The 21129-nt window shown below is 74.5% G+C and carries 19 protein-coding genes; 11 read left to right on the top strand and 8 right to left on the bottom strand.

Features of this window, described 5'->3' with window-relative positions; genetic code table 11:
* Positions 1 to 31: 31 nt before the first annotated feature.
* From CLT72_RS01040 to CLT72_RS01030, 3 genes are all read left to right on the top strand, one after another.
* Positions 32 to 616 carry a YflT domain-containing protein gene (locus CLT72_RS01040; protein WP_089001099.1) on the top strand — a complete coding sequence of 195 codons (585 nt, stop codon included), beginning with the start codon at positions 32 to 34 and terminating at the stop codon, positions 614 to 616.
* 149 nt (positions 617 to 765) lie between these two features.
* Positions 766 to 1248, top strand: a complete 483-nt coding sequence (locus CLT72_RS01035) for a MarR family transcriptional regulator (RefSeq protein WP_101409124.1) — start codon at positions 766 to 768, stop codon at positions 1246 to 1248.
* Positions 1249 to 1258: 10 nt separating this feature from the next.
* Positions 1259 to 2245 (top strand): pirin family protein, encoded by a 987-nt coding sequence (locus CLT72_RS01030; protein WP_101409123.1) that lies wholly within the window; start codon positions 1259 to 1261, stop codon positions 2243 to 2245.
* A 63-nt stretch (positions 2246 to 2308) separates the two neighbouring features.
* Here the strand turns inward: CLT72_RS01030 and CLT72_RS32490 are convergent, their stop codons facing one another.
* Positions 2309 to 2437, bottom strand: a complete 129-nt coding sequence (locus CLT72_RS32490; protein ID WP_284039359.1) for a hypothetical protein — start codon at positions 2435 to 2437, stop codon at positions 2309 to 2311.
* Positions 2438 to 2578: 141 nt separating this feature from the next.
* On the opposite strand from CLT72_RS32490, the gene CLT72_RS01025 reads away from it, so the two are divergent.
* Entirely contained in the window at positions 2579 to 4168 is a 1590-nt protein-coding gene (locus CLT72_RS01025; protein WP_101409122.1) for a phospholipase D family protein, read from the top strand.
* A gap of 16 nt (positions 4169 to 4184) precedes the next feature.
* On the opposite strand, the gene CLT72_RS01020 is transcribed toward CLT72_RS01025, so the two are convergent.
* Positions 4185 to 4940 carry an acetoacetate decarboxylase family protein gene (locus CLT72_RS01020; RefSeq protein WP_250100624.1) on the bottom strand — a complete coding sequence of 252 codons (756 nt, stop codon included), beginning with the start codon at positions 4938 to 4940 and terminating at the stop codon, positions 4185 to 4187.
* Positions 4941 to 5294: 354 nt separating this feature from the next.
* On the opposite strand from CLT72_RS01020, the gene CLT72_RS01015 reads away from it, so the two are divergent.
* The gene (locus CLT72_RS01015) at positions 5295 to 6122 is read left to right on the top strand and encodes a SigB/SigF/SigG family RNA polymerase sigma factor (protein ID WP_101409121.1); all 828 of its coding nucleotides are present in this window, start codon (positions 5295 to 5297) and stop codon (positions 6120 to 6122) included.
* Positions 6123 to 6324: 202 nt separating this feature from the next.
* Here the strand turns inward: CLT72_RS01015 and CLT72_RS01010 are convergent, their stop codons facing one another.
* From CLT72_RS01010 to CLT72_RS01000, 3 genes are read right to left on the bottom strand one after another with little or no spacing between them, the layout of a single operon-like run.
* Entirely contained in the window at positions 6325 to 6915 is a 591-nt protein-coding gene (locus CLT72_RS01010; RefSeq protein WP_101409120.1) for a GNAT family N-acetyltransferase, read from the bottom strand.
* Positions 6912 to 8438 carry an APC family permease gene (locus CLT72_RS01005; protein ID WP_101409119.1) on the bottom strand — a complete coding sequence of 509 codons (1527 nt, stop codon included), beginning with the start codon at positions 8436 to 8438 and terminating at the stop codon, positions 6912 to 6914. The genes CLT72_RS01010 and CLT72_RS01005 overlap by 4 nt, the downstream gene beginning before the upstream one ends.
* 41 nt (positions 8439 to 8479) lie before the next feature.
* Positions 8480 to 9106 carry a GOLPH3/VPS74 family protein gene (locus CLT72_RS01000; protein WP_101409118.1) on the bottom strand — a complete coding sequence of 209 codons (627 nt, stop codon included), beginning with the start codon at positions 9104 to 9106 and terminating at the stop codon, positions 8480 to 8482.
* Between the two features lie 141 nt (positions 9107 to 9247).
* On the opposite strand from CLT72_RS01000, the gene CLT72_RS00995 reads away from it, so the two are divergent.
* Genes CLT72_RS00995 through hrpB form a run of 3 tightly spaced genes read left to right on the top strand, consistent with a single transcriptional unit; the run spans position 9248 to position 12991 of the window.
* Entirely contained in the window at positions 9248 to 10090 is an 843-nt protein-coding gene (locus CLT72_RS00995; RefSeq protein ID WP_101409117.1) for a helix-turn-helix domain-containing protein, read from the top strand.
* Positions 10091 to 10131: 41 nt separating this feature from the next.
* Positions 10132 to 10332, top strand: coding sequence for a DUF397 domain-containing protein (locus CLT72_RS00990; protein WP_101409116.1), 201 nt, complete (start codon positions 10132 to 10134; stop codon positions 10330 to 10332).
* A 28-nt stretch (positions 10333 to 10360) separates the two neighbouring features.
* Positions 10361 to 12991: an ATP-dependent helicase HrpB gene (gene hrpB / locus CLT72_RS00985; RefSeq protein ID WP_101414859.1), complete on the top strand. Its 2631-nt coding sequence runs from the start codon at positions 10361 to 10363 to the stop codon at positions 12989 to 12991.
* 86 nt (positions 12992 to 13077) lie between these two features.
* On the opposite strand, the gene CLT72_RS00980 is transcribed toward hrpB, so the two are convergent.
* Positions 13078 to 13803, bottom strand: coding sequence for a PP2C family protein-serine/threonine phosphatase (locus CLT72_RS00980; protein ID WP_101409115.1), 726 nt, complete (start codon positions 13801 to 13803; stop codon positions 13078 to 13080).
* 224 nt (positions 13804 to 14027) lie between these two features.
* Here CLT72_RS00980 and CLT72_RS00975 point away from each other — a divergent pair, with 224 nt between their 5' ends.
* From CLT72_RS00975 to CLT72_RS00965, 3 genes are all read left to right on the top strand, one after another.
* Complete coding sequence (locus tag CLT72_RS00975) at positions 14028 to 16640, top strand: glycoside hydrolase family 9 protein (RefSeq protein WP_101409114.1); 2613 nt, start codon at positions 14028 to 14030, stop codon at positions 16638 to 16640.
* A gap of 126 nt (positions 16641 to 16766) precedes the next feature.
* Positions 16767 to 17771: a hypothetical protein gene (locus CLT72_RS00970; protein WP_199184442.1), complete on the top strand. Its 1005-nt coding sequence runs from the start codon at positions 16767 to 16769 to the stop codon at positions 17769 to 17771.
* Between the two features lie 327 nt (positions 17772 to 18098).
* Positions 18099 to 18632 (top strand): GNAT family N-acetyltransferase, encoded by a 534-nt coding sequence (locus CLT72_RS00965; RefSeq protein ID WP_101409113.1) that lies wholly within the window; start codon positions 18099 to 18101, stop codon positions 18630 to 18632.
* A 55-nt stretch (positions 18633 to 18687) separates the two neighbouring features.
* On the opposite strand, the gene CLT72_RS00960 is transcribed toward CLT72_RS00965, so the two are convergent.
* Both CLT72_RS00960 and CLT72_RS00955 read right to left on the bottom strand, forming a co-directional pair.
* On the bottom strand, positions 18688 to 19653 hold the full coding sequence (locus tag CLT72_RS00960) for a TIGR03885 family FMN-dependent LLM class oxidoreductase (protein WP_101409112.1): 966 nt from the start codon (positions 19651 to 19653) through the stop codon (positions 18688 to 18690).
* A gap of 55 nt (positions 19654 to 19708) precedes the next feature.
* Positions 19709 to 21121 (bottom strand): NADP-dependent succinic semialdehyde dehydrogenase, encoded by a 1413-nt coding sequence (locus CLT72_RS00955; protein ID WP_101409111.1) that lies wholly within the window; start codon positions 21119 to 21121, stop codon positions 19709 to 19711.
* Positions 21122 to 21129 lie beyond the last annotated feature (8 nt).

Below are 21129 nucleotides of genomic sequence, written 5' to 3'. Positions count from 1 at the left end.
GGAACGCGGGCGGTCGACGAAGGAGGAACTCATGACCACACCGTCGAGTCCCACCTCGGCATGGCGGCCCGGGATGCCGGGCGCCGACACCCTGCCGTCCGGTCCCGCCGGCCGGCCCAGCGCCCCCGGTCAGGACGGGCACGGCCCGGAGACCGGCCCGCCCACCGTGACGATCGGGTCGTACCCGGACTATCCGTCCGCCCAGCGGGTCGTCGACTACCTGGCGGACAACCGGTTCCCGGTCGAACACAGCGCCATCGTCGGCACGAACCTCACCCTGGTGGAGACCGTCCTCGGGCGGATGACGACCGGGCGGGCGGCCCTGGCGGGCGCCGGGACGGGCGCCTGGTTCGGTCTCTTCATCGGACTGCTGTTCGGCATCTTCACGGCCGGCAACTGGCTCGCGGTGATCCTGGTCGGGCTGGTCGTCGGCGCGATCTGGGGAGCGGTGTTCGGCGCGGTCGCGCACGCGATGACCGGCGGGCGGCGCGACTTCACCTCCGCCAGCTCACTGCGCGCCGGCCAGTACGCCGTGATCGTCGACGCGCAGTTCGCCGAGCAGGCCCGGCAACTCCTCGGCCGGATGCACATGCCGGCCTCGTCGCCTGGCCGCTGACGGTACGGGGCCGGGGCGTCCTCCGAGCGGACGGCGCCCCGGCCTGGTACGCAAGCACATCGTTCAAAGCTGCACGACCATCCCCTGACAGTGGAGTGACCGCACTCACGGACACTAGTTAAATTTTGAAATAGTGCTACTGTCGTGGCGTGACCGAGAGCCTGGACAACGCCCACCTCGCCGCCTGGCGCGCCTACATCGAGGCCAGCCAGCGGCTCTACACGCGGCTGGAGGACGACCTGCGCGCCGACAGCACGCTCAGCTTCGCCGACTACCACGTGCTCGTCCTGCTCTCCGAGGCGCCGGGCCAGCGGCTGCGGATGGGCGAGCTGGCCAGCCGCCTGGTCTTCTCGCCGAGCCGGCTGACGTACCAGGTCACCACGATGCAGCGGCGCGGGCTGGTCGCCCGGGAGTCCTGTCCGGACGACCGCCGCGGCAGCGAGGCCGTGCTCACCGCCGCCGGGCTGCTGGCCCTGCGCGAGGCCGCCCCGCACCACCTGCGATCGGTACGCGCCCACTTCATGGACGACCTCGACGACGCCGAGGTCGCCTGTCTCACCCGGATCTTCGAGCGACTCGGCCGGCGCCTGCGCGCGGACCGCGACGCGTCGACCGCCCACCCCCACAGCTGAGGAGTCCCCGATGCCCGCCATCACCGTCGACAACGTGCTCGTCCTGCCCCGCCTGCCCCGGCTCGACGAGTCCACCGCGATCCGGCCGGTCCGCCGGCTGACCACCGCGCCCAGCGGCTACGAGGGCGAGGGCTTCCCGGTCCGCCGGGCGTTCGCCGGCGTGCCGGTGGCCGAGCTGGACCCGTTCATCCACCTGGACCAGATGGGCGAGGTGGACTACGCGCCGGGCGAGCCGAGGGGCACGGCCTGGCACCCGCACCGCGGCTTCGAGACGGTGACCTACATGATCGACGGGATCATGGACCACCAGGACTCGCAGGGTGGCGGCGGCACGATCACCAACGGCGACACCCAGTGGATGACGGCCGCGAGCGGGCTGCTGCACATCGAGGCGCCGCCGGAGCACCTCGTCATGAGTGGCGGGCTGTTCCACGGCACCCAGCTCTGGGTCAACCTGCCCCGGGCCGCCAAGATGAACCCGCCCCGCTACCAGGACATCCGTGGCCGGGAGGCGGCTCTGCTGACCACGCCCGACGGTGGCGCGCTGATCCGCGTCATCGCCGGGGAGATCGCCGGGCACCGGGGGCCGGGCTCCACCCACACCCCGATCACCATCACCCACGTGACGGTGCAGCCGGGCGCGCGCGTCGACCTGCCGTGGCGGCCGGACTTCAACGCCCTGGTCTACGTGCTGGGCGGGCGGGGCACGGTGGGCACCGACGGGCGGCCGGTGCACACGGGCCAGCTGGCCGTGCACGGCCCCGGCGACGCGCTGACCTTCGCCGCGGACGCCAGCCAGGACGGCCACACCCCGACGCTGGACCTCTACATCATGGGTGGCGAGCCCATCCGGGAGCCGGTGGCGCACTACGGGCCGTTCGTCATGAACACCCGCGACGAGCTGCTCCAGGCGTTCGAGGACTTCAAGGCCGGTCGGCTCGGTGTCGTCCCCGCCGAGCGGCTGCCGCACACCGACGGCGGGGCCCCGAGGCCCTGAGCCCACGGCGGGCGGTGGGCGCCCCTGCCACGGCGGGCGGCGCCCACCGCCCGCGGCGCGGCGTCAGGAGACGGCGAATATGCCCGCGACGCCCAGGATCACCATGAGCAACACCGTCACCAGCGCACCCCGCTCGCTCTCGACCGCCGGCTCGCGGTGCTCGTTCGCGGAGTTCGTCGTCTCGCCGGGCATGGTGTTGCCTCCTCGGTGTCGCGTCGTGTTCGGGCGAGCTGTCGGGGGTCGTCCGGCCGGGTCACCGGGGTGCCGGTCGGGATGCGGCCCCGCGACGTGGGTCCTACCGTGAGGACGTTGTCGACCTCGGGGGGCTGGAACGTGGCACCACGCAACTGGTTCCTCAGCGCGGCCGAACGCGCCAACCCGGTGTCAGAGTTACCCGTCTGGACCAGCGGTAACCTTGCCGAGCCGTTAATTCACGGTGTCGCGTACTTCGACCGGCTGGTCGACGAGGTGGAGGCCCTGGAGGCCGGCGACCACCTCTTCTTCACCGACTGGCGGGGCGACCCGGACCAGCGGCTGCGCCCGGACGGGCCGACCGTGGCGCAGCTCTTCGCGCGGGCCGCGCAGCGGGGCGTGGTGGTCAAGGGCCTGATCTGGCGCTCCCACCTCGACCTGCTGGCCTACAGCGAGGCGGAGAACCGCAACCTGAGCGAGACGGTCTCCGCCGCCGGCGGCGAGGTGCTGCTCGACCAGCGGGTCCGCCGGGGCGGCTCGCACCACCAGAAGCTGGTGGTGCTGCGGCACCCGCGGGCGCCGGAACGCGACGTCGCCTTCGCCGGCGGGATCGATCTGTGCCACAGCCGGCGTGACGACGCCGCGCACCGGGGCGACCCCCAGGCGGTGCAGATGTCCACCCGCTACGGGGAGCACCCGCCCTGGCACGACGTGCAGCTCGCGGTGCGGGGGCCGGCGGTGGGCGCGCTGGACACCACCTTCCGGGAGCGGTGGAGCGACCCGATGCCGCTGGACTCCGAGAACCCTCTCGCCTACCTGCGCGACCGGCTGCGCGGCGCGGACCTGCGACCCGACCCGCTGCCGCCGCAGCCGGCCGACCCACCGCCCTGCGGGCCGCACCACGTCCAGGTGCTGCGCACCTACCCTGCGGTACGGCCCCGCTACTCCTTCGCCCCGGACGGCGAGCGCACGGTGGCGCGCGGCTACACCAAGGCGGTCCGGCGGGCGCGGCGGCTGATCTATTTGGAGGACCAGTACCTGTGGTCCACCGAGGTGGCCGACCTGTTCGCCAAGGCGCTGCGCGACAACCCCGACCTGCACCTGGTCGCGGTGGTCCCCCGGTATCCGGACGTGGACGGCCGGTGGGCGCTGCCGCCCAACACGGTCGGCCGCGAGCAGGCACTCTCACTCTGCGAGCGGGCGGCCCCGGAACGGGTGCACGTGTTCGACGTCGAGAACCACGCCGGCGCCCCGGTGTACGTGCACGCCAAGGTCTGCGTGGTCGACGACGTGTGGGCCAGCGTCGGCAGCGACAACTTCAACCGCCGTTCCTGGACGCACGACAGCGAGCTGTCCTGCGCCGTACTGGACGAGACCCGGGACGAACGGGCGCCGACCGACCCGGCCGGCCTAGGCGACGGCGCCCGGCTCTTCGCCCGGGAGCTGCGGTTGCGGCTGTGGCGCGAGCACCTGGACCTCGACCCCGACGGCGGCGAGGACGCCGACCTGGTCGACCCCGCCGACGCCGTGGCGGCGATCACCGCCGCCGCCGACGCGCTGCGACGGTGGTACGACACCGGCCGGGTCGGTCCCCGGCCGCCGGGCCGGCTGCTGCCGCACCGGGCCGAACGGCTGCCCTGGTACACCCGGGCCTGGGCGCTGCCGGCGTACCGGCTGGTCTACGACCCCGACGGCCGGCCGCTGCGGGCCCGCCGGTCCGGCACGTGGTGAGCGCGCGGGTGGGCGTTCAGGCGGGTACGGAGAGGGCGTCGATCCTGCCGAAGGTGGGCACGGCCCCGGTGTCCGCGTCGGTGGCGTGGACCGTCAGCCCGCCGGGATAGGCGAACGAGGCGCGCGGCGAGTAGAAGCCGAAGCCGATGGTCAACGGGTTCTCCGGGCGCAGCGCGTAGATCGGGTGGGCCGGCTCCAGGAACTCCAGCGACTCGATCACGAACGGGTCGACCGGTTCGGCGACGAAGGGGTGCACGGAGCTGAGCAACTGCCCGTCGCGGGCCGTGAGGTAGCGGTGGTGGCCCCGGCTGATCGTTCCGCCGGTCTCGCCCACCTGGCAGCGGACGCGGATCACCGGCACGCCGTCGATCTCCGTCTCGGCGACGATGTCCCCGCCGTGGCGCTCGATGTGGGTACGGCCGACGACGGCGGGCGCGCCCCGCGCCGCGGCGTAGGCCCGGACCCGCTCGCTGCACGTCACGTAGTGCGTCCACCAGCCGCCGGGGTTGAGCCCGCCCGGCGCGTCCACCCCGGTCAGCGCCACGCCGAGGTAGGTCAGCGAGTACGCGCCGAAGCCGGAGGTCTGGCTGTCGTCGTCGACCACGTACTGGTTCATGAAGACCAGCCGCTCGGGCGACGGGCGCAGCCCGGCCGGGACCAGCGCCGCGACCGCGTCCGGGTCCGCCGGCAGCCAGCCGAAGTAGAGCGTGCGGCTGTTGACGACCAGGTGGGGAGCGGCGGGGTCGAGCACGGCACCTCCGGCGTGGGGCATGTACCCGCACGCTACGGGCCGTCCCGTTGACGGGACAACGACGGAAAGCCGACATTCGACGCCGGTCGTCCGGTGGACCGTGGCCGCCCGGCCGACCCGCCGGGGCCACCTGGATGCGTCGACGTCGATGTAGGGCGCGGCCGACCCGGCCGCTCGCCGGCGTAACCCGGCCCACAATCCGAGGCGCATTTGCTCGCTTTGCCGCTCTCGTGGTCGAAAATCACTTAAGTACATCGTACTTTCGGCTAGATTTCGTCAGACCGATCGGGCTAAGGTGGCTCCCGAACGGACATCTGAAGTTAAACCTAAGCGTCACGTCTTTCATCCGCGGACGAGGTGCAGGGAGGACCACCCATGACCGCGCCAACGATCAGCGAACCGGCGACCACAACAACGCCGAGCACCACCGAGAAGCTCGACCCGCGTGCGCTCACCGACAGCGCCGCCGACCTGCTCAACGCGATGGCCGCGCTGCCGGCCGGCCACCCGTCCCGCGCCGCTCTGCGCGACCGCGCGATCGAGGCCTGGCTGCCGCTCGCCAACCACCTCGCGCACCGCTACAGCGGCCGGGGCGAGCCCACCGACGACCTGGCCCAGACGGCCGCCGTCGGCCTGATCAAGGCCATCGACAAGTTCGACCCCACCCGCGGCGTCGACTTCGCCGGCTACGCGATCCCCACCATCATCGGCGAGCTCAAGCGGCACTTCCGCGACCGCACCTGGGACATCCGGGTGCCGCGTCGCCTCCAGGAGCTGCGCCTGGCCATCTCCGACGCCAACAGCACGCTGTTGCAGACCCTCGGCCGCTCCCCCACGGTCGCCGACATCGCCGCCCACCTCAAGCTCACCGAGGAAGAGGTGCTGGAGGGCCTGGAGGGCGCCCGTGCCTACAACGCGGTCTCGCTCTCCACGCCGACCGGCGACGGCGACCGCGCGACCGAGCTGGGCGACATGCTCGGCGGCGAGGACGGCGAGTTCGAGCTGGCCGAGCTGCGGGTGGCCCTCGGCCCGGCGCTGGCGACGCTCGACGAGCGCGAGCAGAAGATCCTCACGCTGCGGTTCTACGGCAACCTGACGCAGTCGCAGATCGCCGAGCAGATCGGCGTCTCGCAGATGCACGTCTCCCGGCTGCTGGCCCGCGCGCTGACCAAGCTGCGTGGGCAGCTCGACGGCACGTACTAGGGATACGACCCAGGGGTAGCCCGGCCGGCGCACCCGGCCGGAAATGGTGGCGAAGGCCTCCGGTCGTGGAGTGGGACCCTCCAGGTCCCGCTCCGCCGACCCGGAGGCCTTCTTCGTGTCGCTCCGACATGTCCCGGCCGGTCAGCGCCGCCCGTCGAGCCGCCCGGGTCGCCCCTGCGACGGGTGACCCGGGCGTCGGCGTTCAGCGGGCGGGCTCGCGCCACATCGGCCAGAACGGGGTGCCGTCCGGCAGGTGGAACGGATCGGCGACCCGGTAGCCGTGCCGCGCGTACAGGTCGCGGCCGATCTCGCTGGCGGCCTCCAGGTATCCGGGCACGCCCTCGGCGTCCAGGACGGCGTGGTGGTGCCGCAGCAGCGCGCTGCCCAGCCCCTGCCCCTGCCGCTGCGGCGCGACGGCGAGGAACGCCAGGTGGTGGTGGTCCGCGTGCGGGTGGTGGGCCTCGAAGAGCTTGTCCAGGTGGGCGAACCGGTCCGTCCACTGCCCGCACGCCGCGGCCAGCCGGGCGTCGTAGTCCTCCGGCGGCGGGGCCGGATCGCCCACCGACGGGAACCAGACCGCCACCCCCGCCCGGTCCGCGGTCGCGTACACGAGGCCGTGCCGCATCGCGTGGTCCACCAGGATCGCGAACTGGCCGGCCAGCACGGACTGCCGCCGCCCTTCGTCGGGCACCAGCCAGCGCGGCGCGTCCAGGGCCATGAACGCCTCGGCGATCCGGTCGGCCACCAGCGACGTCTCCGCCGGCCCGAGCCGCTCCACCCGTACGCCGCTCATCGCCGGGCCCCCGTCGCGCTCGGCACGGGCCCGCCCGCGTGCCCGGTCGTCGGCACCGCCGCCGCCACGCTCTCCGCGCCCAGGCCGATCCGGGCGTACGTGTCGGGGCGGCTGCCGCGCAGCACCAGCGCCCACAGCAGGCCGAGCAGCGCGGCGACCGGATAGACCGCCGGGACCGCCCAGCGCAGGGGCGAGTCCGGCGCCACGCCGAGCAGGTCGGCGAAGTTGGCCACCGCCAGCGCGACGATCACGGTCAGGGCCACGGCGGCGAGGCCGGGGGCGACCGCGCGGCGCCACAGCGTCTCCTCCACCTGGCTGCGGACGAAGTACGCGATCACCGCGACCGAGGTGGTGGCGATCAGCAGCAGCACGCCGAAGCCGCCGGCCGTGCCGACCCAGTAGAACAGCTGCACCACCGGGTCCCAGCCGTTGAGCGCGTAGAGCACGATCACCACGAGCCCGAGCGCGCTCTGCGCGAGGGACGCCGCCCGGGGCGACCCGGTGCGCGGCGAGGTCTGCCCGAACACGGCCGGCAGCACCCGCTCCCGGCCCAGCGCGAAGGCGTACCGGGCGGTCGTGTTGTGGAAGGAGATCATCGCGGCGAGCACCGAGGTCAGGAAGAGCGCCTGGCCGATGGCCACGGCGGTGCCCCCGAGGTGCGCCTCGGCCAGGTTGAAGATCAGCCCGATGCTCTGTTCGCCCGCCTCGGCGGCGATCCGGTCCGGTCCGACGGCGACGGTCATGCTCCACGACGACAGCGCGTAGATCCCCGCGATGATGGCGATGGAGAGGTAGGTGGCCAACCGCACCGTCCGCCGGGGGTCCTTGCTCTCCTCGCTGAACACCACGGCCGACTCGAACCCGACGAAGCCCAGGATGGCCAGCACCAGCACCGCGCCCGCCCCGGGCACGACGAGGTTCTCCGGGGAGAGGGCGGCGAAGCTCACGTCACCGCCGGCCGGGTGGGCCAGCTGCCCGAGGTCGAAGACGACGATCACCACCATCTCGGCGACCAGCAGCGCCGCCAGCACCAGGCCGTTGAGGTCCACCCGGAGCAGGCCGAGTACGCCGACCGTCGCCCAGGCGATCAACGCCACGAGCCACCACGCGGGGGCCACTCCGAACAGGCGGCCCAGCACCGGCTCCGCGGCGGCGCCGATGGTGCCGTACAGCCCCACCTGGAGGGCGTTGTACGCGATCAGCGCGACCCAGGCGGCGCCGACGCCGGCCGGGCGGCCCAGCCCCCGCGAGACGTAGGCGTAGAACGCGCCGGCGTTGGCCATCCGCCGCGCCATGGCCACGTAGCCGATGGAGAAGAGGGCGAGCACGGCGGCCACGGTCAGGAAGGCCACCGGGATGCCGAGCACCCCGACGACCCCGTAGCCGGTGGTGACGACGCCGGCCACCACGGTCAGCGGGGCGGCGGCGGAGAGGACGAAGAAGATCACCGACGGCACGCCGAGCCGGCCGCGGGCCAGTGCCTCGGAGACGTTGCTCGGTCGGCCGAGCGTTGGTGTCGACATACGCGGACTCCGGTTCGAGGGGAGGGGGGGTGGAGTGGCGGTCAGCCCACGCCGCGCAGCACGGCAGCGCCGACCGCGGCCTCGGTGTGCGCCACGAGTTCCCGCAGCGGCGGGGGCAGCGCCGGGATGAGCACGCCCAGCCGGTGGTGTGCCCGGGGGCCGGCGCTCCACAGCACCTCGCGGCTCAGCCCGGCGGCGACGACCAGACCCAGCAGCGTCCCGTCGGGCACGCTCGGCGGTTCGGGCCGGTCGAGCAGGGCACGCAGCCGGGTGGCCGGCCAGGCCACCGCGTTGAGGTCGATCGGCAGGTAGCTGACGGTGGTGCGGAGCAGCCGGCGGCTCTCCTGCCGGCGCAGCACGCCCGCCCTGACCAGCCGATCCCCCACGGAGGTGGTGGCGGTCTGCGCCAGGAAGCTGAGCCAGGTGCGCACCGGGTGCTGCTGCGTCTCGCCGACCAACTGGTCGAGCACGGTGTGCGCCAGCGCGTCCGCCGGGGGGCGGCGGTCGAGCACCGTGACCAGTCCGGAGGAGACGGTGGCGTGGCCGTGGAGGACCAGTTCGGCGAGCAGCCCGCCGGCGAGGCCGAGGCCGGTCGCCGTGGGGTGCAGCTTCGCCTTGCCCCGACTGTCGTTGTGGGTGATCAGGAAGAACTCGTCGGCGATGAGCAACCGGTCCTCCCATGCGGGTTGTCCACAGTGATCGCAACCGGGCAAGGATGCACCGGCCGTGACTGCAACGCAACTCCCGTTTGTGGAAGTTGCACTCCGTGCTGGCGCGACCTGCGGATCTTGCCGTGACAGACTCGGAGGGTGACCGCGAGCCCCACCGTCCGCCGCCGCCGCATCGCCCGGGAACTTCGCCAGTTGCGCGAGCGCGCGGGCATGACCCTGGATGTCGCCGCCCGGCAACTGGACATGTCCAAGAGCAACCTGTCCCGCATCGAGAACGCCCAGATCGGCATCAAGCCGCGCGACGTCCGGGCCGCGCTCGCCCTGTACGAGGTGACCGGGGCGGACGCCGAGGCGCTGATCGAGATAGCCCGCGGAGCGCAGCAGCGCGGCTGGTGGCAGAGCTACAGCGACGTGCTGCCGGAGTGGTTCGAGTTCTACGTCGGGCTGGAGGCGGAGGCGGCGACCCTGCGCACGTACGAGGTCGAGGCGGTGCCCGGCCTGTTGCAGACGGAGGCGTACGCGCGGGAGGTCTTCCGGCGCACCGCGGGCGAGGACGGGATCGAGCGCAAGGTCGCCGCGCGGCTGCACCGGCAGAACGTGCTGCACGGCGACGGCCCGGTCGAGTTGTCCGTGGTGCTCAACGAGGCGGTGCTCTGCCGACCCGTTGGCGGCGCGGCCGTGATGTCCGATCAGATGGCCCATCTCGCGAAGGTTGCTCAGTTACCGAACGTGACTCTCCAGGTACTTCCGTTCTCGGCCGGCGGGCACCCGGCCATGAACGCGCCGTACGTCGTGCTGACGTTCGCCGACACCGCCGACGCGGCCGTGGTTTACCTGGAAAACCTCACGATGGGGCTGGCTCTGGAGGAGGCCGTACAGGTGCGCGGGTATAGCCTTGTGCACGAGGAGCTGTGTCGCATGGCACTCGGTCCGGAGGCGTCTCTGACGCGCCTGGCGGAAGCTTCTCGTCACTTTGCGTGACCGCTGACGCGGCGCGCCGGCACAGACGGGGGTACCGCCCGATGACCGCGTTCGACCTCACCCGGGCCCAGTGGCGCACCAGCAGCCGCAGCGTCGGCAACGGCAACTGCGTGGAGGTCGCCGTCGCGGCGGACCGGGTCGCCGTCCGCGACAGCAAGGACCGGTCCGGCCCCGTCCTGGCCTTCCCGGCACCGGCCTGGCGCGCCTTCGTCACGGGCGTTGACGGGGTACGCCCCGACTGAGCCACGCCGGGCGGTGCGAGACTGGGCCGTGCTCTCGGACGTGCCCCTCGACCTGCCCGTACGGCCCGTGCTGCCGGAGCTGGTCGCGGCGCTGCGCGCCACCGGCGCCGGAGTGCTGGTCGCCCCGCCCGGGACCGGCAAGACGACCCTCGCCCCGCTGGCCGTGGCCGACGAGGTCGCCGGCCGCGTGCTGGTCGCGCAGCCGCGCCGGGTGGCCGCCCGCGCGGCGGCGCGCCGGATGGCCGCGCTGCTCGGCGAACCGCTGGGCGAGCGGATCGGCTACGCCGTACGCGGCGAGCGTCGCAGCGGACCGCGTACCCGCGTCGAGGTGGTCACCACCGGGCTGCTGGTGCGGCGGCTGCACCGCGATCCCGAGCTGGCCGGCACTGGCGCCGTGCTGCTCGACGAGTGCCACGAGCGGCAGCTCGACGCCGACCTGGCGCTCGCGTTCACCGTGGAGGCGCGGGCCGCCCTGCGCCCCGACCTGTGGCTGCTGGCGATGTCGGCCACCCCCGAGGCGGACCGGTTCGCCGCGCTGCTCGGCGGCGGTGGCGCGCCCGCACCGATCGTCCGGGCGTCCTCGGCCCTGCACCCGGTGGCCCGGATCTGGGCGCCGCCGCCCCGGCCGGTGGCCGCGCCGGGGGCCGGCCCGGTCGACCGGGGACTGCTCGACCACGTCGCGGCGACGGTGCGCCGGGCGCTGCGCGAGCGCGCCGGGGACGTGCTGGTCTTCCTGCCCGGCGCCGGCGAGATCGGCGCCGTCGCCGGCCGGCTGGCCGACCTGCGCGGCGAGGTCGCCGTCCTGCCGCTGCACGGCCGGCAGCGTGGCGCCGACCAGGACGCGGCGCTTCGCCCCGCCGACCGGCGGCGGGTGGTGCTGGCGACCGCCGTGGCCGAGAGCAGCCTGACCGTGCCGGGCGTTCGGGTGGTGGTGGACGCCGGGCTGTCCCGGGTCGCCCGGATGGACCTGGCCCGGGGTTTGGGCGCGCTGGTCACGGTCACGGTGTCCCGGGCGGCGGCCACCCAGCGGGCCGGCCGCGCGGGCCGGGAGGCACCGGGGTGCGTCTACCGCTGCTGGTCGGCGGCCACCCACGAGCGGCTCGCCGCGCAACCCGAGCCGGAGATCGCCACCGCCGACCTGACCGGCTTCGCCCTGGAACTGGCCGCGTGGGGGTCGCCGGACGGCACCGGGCTGGCCCTGCCCGACCCGCCCCCGGCGGCGTCGATGGCCGTCGCCCGCGACACCCTCACCACGCTCGGCGCGCTCGACGCGGACGGCCGGATCACCGACCGCGGCCGGGCGATCGCCGCGGTCGGGGCGCACCCCCGGCTGGCCCGGGCGCTGCTCGACGGGGCCGCCCGGGTGGGCGCGGACCGGGCGGCGGAGATCGTGGCGGTGCTCGCCGAGGACACCGCCGCCGGGCCGGGCGACGACCTGACCGCCGCCTGGCGCCGGCTGCGCGCGGGCGCGGACCCGGGTGCCACCGCCCGCTGGCGCGCGGAGGTACACCGGCTGCGCGCCGCCCTGCCCGACGCCGCGCCGCCGGGGCGACCCGGCCGGGCGCGCGCGACCCACGGTGCGGCGACGGCGGAAGGCACCGGCCGGGCGCGGCCGGACGCCGACGCGGGCCGGACCGGGAACACAGGCCGGGGCGGAGACGCGGGCCGGGGCGGGCTGACCGACGACCTGGCCGCCGGGCTGCTCGTCGGGCTCGCCCACCCGCAGCGGCTGGCCCGGGCCCGGCGCGCGGGCGGCTCGGCGTACCTGATGAGCGGCGGAACCGCCGCGGAGCTGGCGCCCGGGTCGGGGCTGACCGGCGCCGACTGGCTGGCCGTCGCGGTGGCGGACCGCTCCCCCGGCGCGCCGACGGCCCGGGTACGGCTGGCCACCCCGCTCGACGAGGCGACCGCCCGGGAGGCGGGCGGGCCGCTGCTGCGCACCGAGCGGGAGGTCGGCTGGGCCGGCGACGACGTGGTGGCCCGGGAGGTGGTGCGGCTGGGCGCGATCGAGCTGGTCGAGCGGCCCCTCGCCCGGCCCGACCCGGCGCAGGTGGCACAGGCGCTGCTGACGGGCCTGCGGCGTACGGGCCTGGGCCTGCTGACCTGGAGCCCGGCGGCGCGGGCCCTGCGCGAGCGGCTCGCGTTCTGCCGGCACGCGCTCGGCGGCGACTGGCCCGACGTGGGCGACGAGGCGCTGCTCGCCGACGCGCCCGCCTGGCTGGGCCCGGAGCTGGCCCACGCCCGGCGCCGCGCCGACCTGGCCCGGGTCGACGTGGCCGGGGCGCTGCGCCGGCTGCTGCCGTGGGCGCTGGCGGCCCGGCTGGACGAGGTCGCGCCCGAGCGGATCGCCGTGCCGAGCGGATCGCGGATCCGGCTCGACTACGCCGACCCGGCGGCGCCGGTGCTCGCGGTCAAGCTCCAGGAGACCTTCGGCTGGCGCGACGCGCCCCGCGTCGCCGACGGCCGGGTGCCGGTGCTGCTGCACCTGCTCTCGCCGGCCGGGCGGCCGGTGGCGGTCACCGCCGACCTGGCGTCGTTCTGGCGGACCGGCTACCCGCAGGTGCGGGGCGAGCTGCGCGGGCGCTACCCGCGCCACCCGTGGCCCGAGGACCCGACCACGGCCCCGCCCACCCGGCACGCCACGCCGCGACGCCGCTGAGCGGCCTCATGTCGTCGCCTCCCTGCGGTCGGCGACGCCACGAGGCTCCAGAGCGCTGAACCGGCTGGTTCGCTCGCGACGCTCGCTCACTCCTCCACGACGTCGGCGACGACCACCGTGACGTTGTCCGGCCCGCCCGCGCGCAGCGCGAGGTCGATGAGCCGGCGGGCGCAGTCCGCGCGGTCCGGGTGCTCCGCGAGCACCTCGGCGAGGGTGTCCGGGCGGACGACGTTGGACAGCCCGTCGCTGCACAGCAGCCAACGGTCGCCGGGCCACGGCACCATCGTCGCGTACGCCGGGGAGACCTCCTCGCCCTGCAACGCCTGGGTGACCACCGCCCGGCGGGGGTGGCTGCTGGCCTGGTCGGGGGTGATCACCCCCTGGTCGACGAGCAGCTGCACGAACGTGTCGTCGCGGGTGATCTGCTTGAGTACGCCTTCGCGGAACAGGTAGGCGCGGGAGTCGCCGACGTGGGCGAGGGCCAGGCAGCTGCCCGTACGGGCGAAGAGCAGGGCGGTGAGGGTGGTGCCCATGCCCTGCCGCTCCGGATCCTCGGCGACCGCCTGGTGGATCCGCGCGGTGGCCTGCTCGATGCCGCTCTGCAGTGCGGCCACCAGCGCGTGCTCCGGGGTCTCCACGTCGAGCGGAGCGACCGCCTCGATGGCGATCGCGCTGGCCAGGTCGCCGGCCGCCATCCCGCCCATGCCGTCGGCGACGGCGACGAGCCAGGTGCCGGCGTGCAGGGCGTCCTGGTTGCCACTGCGGATCAGCCCACGGTCGCTCGTTCCCACGGAACGCAGCTTCAGGGTCATGGGTGGCAGCCTGCCAGGCGGAGGGCTCGGTTGTCTCTAGGAGATCGGGACCTCGGCGCGTCGCGCGGCGAATCTCACTGTCCCGGGGGCCTCCCGGGGCGGTTTCGAACCATCCAGCCGGATCGATTGACAGGGTGGCGGCGGCACTGGAACCATCGAGGCGACCTGGGAGCGCTCCCAGGTCGCCACCTTCCCGTCCCCACAGCCGTCCGGAAGGAACACCCGTGACGCCATCCCCACGCCGCCTCGCGCTGCTCGCGGCCGCGACCGCCGTCGCCCTGACCGCAGCCACCGCCGGCGCCGCACACGCCGAACCGCCCCCCGACGCCCCCGAGCAGATCGACAACGGCGACTTCAGCGCCGGTGTGTCCCCCTGGTTCTCCTACGGCACCGGACCGCTCGGCGTCACCGACGGCCGGCTCTGCACCACCGTGCCCGGCGGCCTGGCCAACCCGTGGGACGCCGGCATCGGCCAGGACGGCGTGCCGCTGGTCGCCGGGGCGGAGTACACCCTCGGCTTCGACGTCTCCGCCACCCCCGGCGCCGCCGTCAAGGCCGTGCTGCAACTGGGCACCGCCCCCTACACGACGTACGCGAGCGTCGACGCCACCGCCAGCGGCACCGCCCAGCGGTTCGAGAAGACGTTCACGGTCGCCGAGGGCAACCCGGCCGCCCAACTGATCTTCCAGGTCGGCGGCAGCGCGGCCGAGCAGACCGTCTGCCTGGACGACGTCTCCCTGCGCGGCGGCGACCCGCCCGAGCCGTACGTGCCCGACACCGGGCCACGGGTGCGGGTCAACCAGGTCGGCTACCTGCCCGGCGGGCCGAAGAACGCCACCGTGGTGACGGCGGCGACCGACGCCCTGCCCTGGCAGCTCCGCTCGGCCGCCGGCGCCGTCCTGGCCAGCGGCACCACCACCCCGCGCGGCGTCGACGCCGCCTCCGGGCAGAACGTGCAGACGCTCGACTTCTCGTCCTACCGGACCCCGGGGGCGGGGCTCACCCTGACCGTCGACGGCGAGACCAGCCACCCCTTCGACATCTCGGGCACCCTCTACGACCGGCTGCGCGCCGACTCCCTCCAGTTCTTCTACGCGCAGCGCAGCGGCATCGCCATCGACGGCGACCTGATCGGCGCGGAGTACGCCCGTCCCGCCGGGCACCTCGGCGTGGCACCCAACAAGGGCGACACCTCCGTGCCCTGCCAGCCCGGCGTCTGCGACTACTCCCTGGACGTGCGCGGCGGCTGGTACGACGCCGGCGACCACGGCAAGTACGTCGTCAACGGCGGCATCGCCACCTACCAGCTGCTGAACACCTTCGAGCGGACCCGCACGGCAGCCACCGCCGGGCACGGCGCCGCCCTTGGCGACAGCACGCTGCGGGTGCCCGAGCGCGGCAACGGCGTACCGGACGTCCTGGACGAGGCCCGCTGGGAGCTGGAGTTCCTGCTGCGCATGCAGGTGCCGGCCGGCAAACCGCTCGCGGGGATGGCCCACCACAAGATCCACGACCGGAACTGGACCGGGTTGCCGCTCGCCCCGCACGACGACCCCGAGCAGCGCGAGCTGCACCCGCCGTCCACGGCCGCCACGCTCAACCTGGCCGCCGTCGCCGCGCAGTGCGCGCGGCTGTTCGCCCCCTACGACGCGGCCTTCGCGAAGCGCTGCGGCACCGCGGCGAAGACGGCCTACGCCGCCGCGAAGGCCAACCCGGCGCGGTACGCCAGCCCCGCCGACAGCACCGGCGGCGGCGCGTACGACGACACGAACGTCACCGACGAGTTCTACTGGGCCGCCGTCGAGCTCTACCTGACCACCGGCGAGCAGGCGTACCTGGCGGACCTCACCGCGTCGGCGCACCACACCGGCGACGTGTTCGACCCGCGCGGCTTCGGTTGGCAGGGGGTCGCCGCGCTGGGCCGGCTCGACCTGGCCACCGTGCCGAACGGGCTGCCGGCCGCCGACCTGGCCCGCGTACGCGCCTCGGTCACCGCCGCCGCCGACGCCCACCTCGCCGAGGTGGCCCGGCAGGCGTACGGGCTGCCCATGCCCGGCGACGCGGGCAGCTACTTCTGGGGCGGCAACAGCAACATCATCAACAACGCGGTCGTGCTGGCCACCGCCTTCGACCTGACCCGCGACGCGAAGTACCGCGACGGCGCGGTGCAGGCGATGGACTACCTCCTCGGACGCAACGCGCTGAACATCTCGTACGTGACCGGGTGGGGCGAGCACGCGGCGGAGAACCAGCACAGCCGGATCTTCGGCCACCAGCTCGACCCCGACCTGCCGAAGCCGCCCGCCGGCTCCCTGGCCGGCGGCCCGAATGCCGCCCTCCAGGACCCGTTCGCCGCGAAGCTGCTCGCCGGCTGCAAGCCGATGTTCTGCTACGTCGACGACATCAACTCGTACGCGACCAACGAGGTGGCGATCAACTGGAACTCGGCGCTGGCCTGGATCGCCTCGTTCCTGGCCGACCAGGGTGACTCGGCGGCGGTGCCGGCGCCCACCTGCTCCGCCACGTACACCAACTACGGCACCTGGCAGGGCGGCACCGGGTTCACCGCCCAGGTGACCATCCGCAACACCGGCACCAGCGCCGTCGACGGGTGGACGGCCCGCTTCGCCTTCACCGGCGACCAGCAGGTACGCGAGGCGTGGCTGGCGAAGGCGACCCAGGCGGGGGCCACGGTCACCGCGAAGAACGAGTCGTACAACGCCCGGATCGCCCCCGGCGGCACCGTCACCTTCGGCTTCAACGCCGTGACCGGCGGCGGCGCCAACCCGGCACCCGGGCTGATCACCGTCAACGGCGCGGCCTGCGCCCTCTCCTGACCGCCGGCGTCCGGGTGGCGGTGGCTCCAGGAGTGGGAGCCGCCGCCACCCGGCGTCGTCGCCGGCCGCGACGCGGCGCGGGGATTTCGATGGACCGCGCCCGGGGCGTGCGGCAGGGTGTCCCGCATGGACGACGCGGAGCGGCGGGTGTGGGGGCGGCTGCCGGGCGGCGCCCGGGCCGCCCTGGCCGACCTGAGCCCGGCGGACCTGCGCACGCTGCTGTTGGCGGTCGCGCGGGACCGGGCGGCGGAAGTGCGCCCGGCGGACCTGGTCCGCCGGTGGCGGGCGGACCGCTTCACCCGCCCGGCGGCGGCCGACCCGCGCGTGCTGGCCGGAGTCGAGGCCCGCCTGTGGGAGCTGTTGCCCGCCGAGTTCGCGGGCGTGAGCCTCTCCCCCGTCGTGCCGCTCGGCACCTGCGCCGCGGTCGCGCCGGTGAGCCAGAACCGGATCGTCACCACCCTGCGCGCCACCGAGGTGCTCAGCGACCCCACCAACGCTCTCGCCGTCGAGGCGGCGGTTCGTCGCCGCGCGCAGCCGGCCGACGGCGCGGTGCACCTGGCCGCCTGCCACCGGGTCCTGCGGGCGCAGGACTTCGGCCCCGGCTGGTCGGCGCACTTCCGGCTCTTCGCGCTGGTCTCCAGCGCCCGCGACGGCGGCTCGGGACGCACCGAGGCGCGGCTGCTCACCCTGCACCTGGCGCACTGGCGGCGGGTGCTCGACACCCTGCTGCCGCCGTCGGCGGGGGCGCGGCTGCGCCTGACCGTGCTCGACGGCCCCGTCGTCGGCGAGCGGATCGAGGACACCGTCCGGCCGGCGCTCGGCCCGGCGGGCGTACCGCTGGTGGACGAGCCGGAACGCCGGCGCGGCCGGGGCTACTACGTCGACGCCGCCCTGCGGATCACCGTCGGCGAGGGCGCGCACGAGGTCGAACTCGGCGACGGCGGCCTCACGGACTGGACCGCCCGGCTGACCAGCGACGGCAAGGAACGCTGCCTGGTGTCCTGCCTGTCCACCGAGCGACTCGCGGCGCTGACCGACGCCCTCGGCGGCGGTGGCGGCGGCGGTGGCGGCGGCGACGACGCGGACGCGGGACCGTGGCGGCACGGGACTCCGGCGTCGGTCGTCGAGTGATCCGAGGCTTCCCGACACATGCCCGTCGACGCGCTGTCGAGCTGCCCGCACAGATGGGGCAGTGGCCAGCCGGGCGCGTCGGGGCTTCCGCCCAGGAGCGACTGGACCGCCGAGCAGCTGCGGACACTCGCCAGGCGACCGTCTCCCGGCCTGGGATGGCGTAGAAGGTGGTGTTCCCCTCGACCGCCGGGACGGCGTCGTTCGCTGTCACGCCCCCAAGGACGTTGGTCCTACTGGCGGGGCAGCTCGACAGCGCCAACGGAGCAGCCGGGCCGCCGCCAGGCCGGGCGAGGCATCGAAGGACGCCGCTGTAGCAGCATGTTGGGCATGACCGAGCAGCGGATTCCGAGCCTGCGTCCCGGCGGCCCCACGGACGCGCCCGCCGTACTGCGGCTGCTCGACGACGCCACCGCCTGGCTGGCGGCGCGGGGGCGCACCGGCCAGTGGGGCACCGGACCGGCCTCGACCGACCCACGGCGCATCGCGCAGGCCGAGGCCTGGGCGACCGGCGGCGGGCTGTGGCTGGCGACGCTCGCCGAGCGCCCCGTCGGCGCGCTCGTGGTGGGGACGGCGACCGCGTACGTGCCACCCGCCACCGAACCCGAGCTGTACGTGAACCTGCTGGTCACCGACCGCGCGCACGCCGGGTCGGGCATCGGCGGCCGGCTGCTGGCGCACGCCGCGGAGCTGGCCCGGGAGCGCCGGCTCGGCCTGCTCCGGGTGGACTGCTACGCGGGCGACGACGGTGCGCTGGTCCGGTGGTACGAGCGGCAGGGCTTCACGGCCACCGATCCGTTCACGGTCGAACGCCCGGGCCGCGACCCGTGGCCGGGACAGGTGCTCGTGCGACGTCTGCCCTGACTGTGCGGCCGCTCGACCCGGCCCGGAACCGTTCAGGCTCCGGGCCGGGACCCGCTCAGCCGGCGCTGCGCAGCTTCGGCAGCACCTCGGCGCCGAACGCGTCGATGAAGTCCCGCTGCTCCTGCCCGACGTGGTGCAGGGCGATCTGGTCGAAGCCGAGCTCCAGGTACTCCTCCAGCCAGCCGACGTGCCGTCCGAGGTCGGCGGAGACGTTCACGACCTCGTGGACCTTCTCCATCGGCACGTCCCGCGAGACCACGTCGAAGTGCTCCGGGGTCTCCAGGTCCCAGCAGACCGGCGGGGCGAAGACGTTGCTGCGCCACTGGTCGTACGCGATCCGCTCGGCCTCGGCCTGCTCCGGCGCCCAGCTCACGTGCACCTGGAGGTGCAGCGGTCCGCGGCCGCCGGCGTCCCGGTACGCGTCGATCATCTCCCGCAGGTGCGCGGTCGGGGCGTTCACCGTGATCAGACCGTCCGCCCACTCGGCGCACCAGCGGGCGGTGGCCACGCTGACCGCCGCCCCGATCAGCGCCGGCGGCTGCTCCGGTCGGGTCCACAGCTTCGCCCGGTCGACCCGTACCAGGCCGTCGTGGCTGACCTCCTCGCCGGCCAGCAGCGCGCGGATCACGTCCACGCACTCGCGCAGCCGGGCGTTGCGGACGTCCTTGCGCGGCCAGGCGTCGCCGGTGATGTGCTCGTTGCTCGCCTCGCCGGTGCCGAGGGCAGCCCAGAACCGGCCCGGGTACATCGCGCCCAGGGTGCCGATCGCCTGCGCGATGATCGCCGGGTGGTAGCGCTGCCCGGGGGCGTTGACCACCCCGAACGGCAGGTTGGTCGCCTGGAGCGCGGCCCCCAGCCAGGACCAGGCGAAACCGGACTGGCCCTGCCGCTCGCTCCAAGGCGCGAAGTGGTCCGAGGACATGGCGGCGTCGAAGCCGGCCCGCTCGGCGTGGATCACCGCCTCCAGCAGGGCGCGGGGATCGATCTGTTCGTGGGACGCGTGGAAGCCGAACACCGTCATGGCGTCACTCCGTACCCATGACGGCGCCCGGCTACGCCGGCGGACCGGGAGCGGGCTACTCCGCGTGCGCCCCGGCGCCGACCGAGGCGGCCCCCTCGCCCACCCAGACGGTCTTCGTGTTGCAGAACTCCCGCATTCCGAGCGCGGAGAGCTCGCGGCCGTAGCCGGAGTTCTTCACCCCGCCGAAGGGCAGTTCCGGGTAGGAGGTGGTCATCCCGTTGATGAAGACGTTTCCGGCGTCCAGGTCGGTGGCGAAGCGCTCCTGCTCCTCGGGGTCGCGGGTCCAGGCGTTGGAGCCCAGGCCGAAGGAGGTGCCGTTGGCCACCTCGATCGCCTCCTCGTACGACGACACCCGGTAGAGGCCCGCGACGGGACCGAAGACCTCCTCGGACCACATCCGCATCTCGGGGCGCAGGTCGGTGACCACCGTCGGCGGGTAGAACCAGCCGGGGCCGGCGGGCGGCTCGCCGCCGCAGAGCACGGTGGCGCCCTTGTCGACGGCGTCGCGCACCTGGGCGTGGACCTCGTCGCGCCCGCCCTCGCTGGCCAGCGGGCCGACGTCGGTGTCAGGGTCCATCGGGTCGCCGACCCGCAGGGCCGACATCTTCGCGGCGAACGTCTCGGCGAAGGCGTCGAAGACGTCGGCGTGCACGATGAAGCGCTTGGCGGCGATGCAGGACTGGCCGTTGTTCTGGCAGCGGGCGGTGGTGGCGACCTCGGCGGCCCGGTCGAGGTCGGCCGACGGCATCACCACGAACGGGTCGCTGCCGCCGAGTTCCAGTACGGTCTTCTTCAGCTCCCGGCCGGCGATCTGGGCGATCGACCGGCCGGCGCCCTCACTGCCCGTCAGCGTCGCCGCGCGCACCCGCGGGTCGCTGAGCACCCGGTCGACCTCGGCCGAGCCGACCAGGAGGGTGGTGAACGCCCCCTCCGGGAAGCCGGCGCGGCGGAAGAGGTCCTCCAGCAGCAGTGCGGTCTGCGGCACGTTGGAGGCGTGCTTGAGCAGGCCGGTGTTGCCGGCCATCAGGGCCGGCGCGGCGAAGCGCAGCACCTGCCAGAGCGGGAAGTTCCAGGGCATCACCGCGAGCACGGGCCCGATCGGCTGGTAGCGGACGAAGGCCCGGGTGGCCTTGACCGCCCCCGCGTCGGCGGGCTCGTCGGCGAGGAAGTCGGCCGCCTTCGCCGCGTAGAAGCGGCAGGCGGTGGCGCACTTGGTGACCTCGGCCCTGGCCGACGCGTACGTCTTGCCCATCTCGGTGGTCATCAGCCGGGCGATCTCGTCGCGTTCGGCCTCCAGCAGGTCGGCCGCCGCGTTCAGCCAGCGTCCGCGCTGTTCGACGGTGGTGCCGCGCAGCTGGCGGTACGCCAGGTCGGCCCGCTCGATCGCCGCGTCGATCTGCTCCGCCGACATCGGGGCGTAGGACTTGAGCGTCTGTCCGGTCGCGGGATTCGTGGTCGCGATGGGCATCTCGTACT

The organism is Micromonospora sp. CNZ309, from assembly GCF_002846525.1.
This window is presented reverse-complemented; position numbering and strand designations above follow the sequence as displayed.

What these genes read in the sequence shown, in the direction of transcription:
- CLT72_RS00965 (WP_101409113.1), top strand. Translation starts at nt 18,099, where the DNA reads ATGACCGAGCAGCGGATTCCGAGCCTGCGTCCCGGCGGCCCCACGGAC.
- CLT72_RS01015 (WP_101409121.1), top strand. Translation starts at nt 5,295, where the DNA reads ATGACCGCGCCAACGATCAGCGAACCGGCGACCACAACAACGCCGAGC.
- CLT72_RS01005 (WP_101409119.1), bottom strand. Translation starts at nt 8,438, where the DNA reads ATGTCGACACCAACGCTCGGCCGACCGAGCAACGTCTCCGAGGCACTG.
- CLT72_RS00980 (WP_101409115.1), bottom strand. Translation starts at nt 13,803, where the DNA reads ATGACCCTGAAGCTGCGTTCCGTGGGAACGAGCGACCGTGGGCTGATC.
- CLT72_RS00955 (WP_101409111.1), bottom strand. Translation starts at nt 21,121, where the DNA reads ATGCCCATCGCGACCACGAATCCCGCGACCGGACAGACGCTCAAGTCC.
- CLT72_RS01030 (WP_101409123.1), top strand. Translation starts at nt 1,259, where the DNA reads ATGCCCGCCATCACCGTCGACAACGTGCTCGTCCTGCCCCGCCTGCCC.
- CLT72_RS00970 (WP_199184442.1), top strand. Translation starts at nt 16,767, where the DNA reads ATGGACGACGCGGAGCGGCGGGTGTGGGGGCGGCTGCCGGGCGGCGCC.
- CLT72_RS01040 (WP_089001099.1), top strand. Translation starts at nt 32, where the DNA reads ATGACCACACCGTCGAGTCCCACCTCGGCATGGCGGCCCGGGATGCCG.
- CLT72_RS01020 (WP_250100624.1), bottom strand. Translation starts at nt 4,940, where the DNA reads ATGCCCCACGCCGGAGGTGCCGTGCTCGACCCCGCCGCTCCCCACCTG.
- CLT72_RS01010 (WP_101409120.1), bottom strand. Translation starts at nt 6,915, where the DNA reads ATGAGCGGCGTACGGGTGGAGCGGCTCGGGCCGGCGGAGACGTCGCTG.
- CLT72_RS00960 (WP_101409112.1), bottom strand. Translation starts at nt 19,653, where the DNA reads ATGACGGTGTTCGGCTTCCACGCGTCCCACGAACAGATCGATCCCCGC.
- CLT72_RS00990 (WP_101409116.1), top strand. Translation starts at nt 10,132, where the DNA reads ATGACCGCGTTCGACCTCACCCGGGCCCAGTGGCGCACCAGCAGCCGC.
- CLT72_RS32490 (WP_284039359.1), bottom strand. Translation starts at nt 2,437, where the DNA reads ATGCCCGGCGAGACGACGAACTCCGCGAACGAGCACCGCGAGCCGGCG.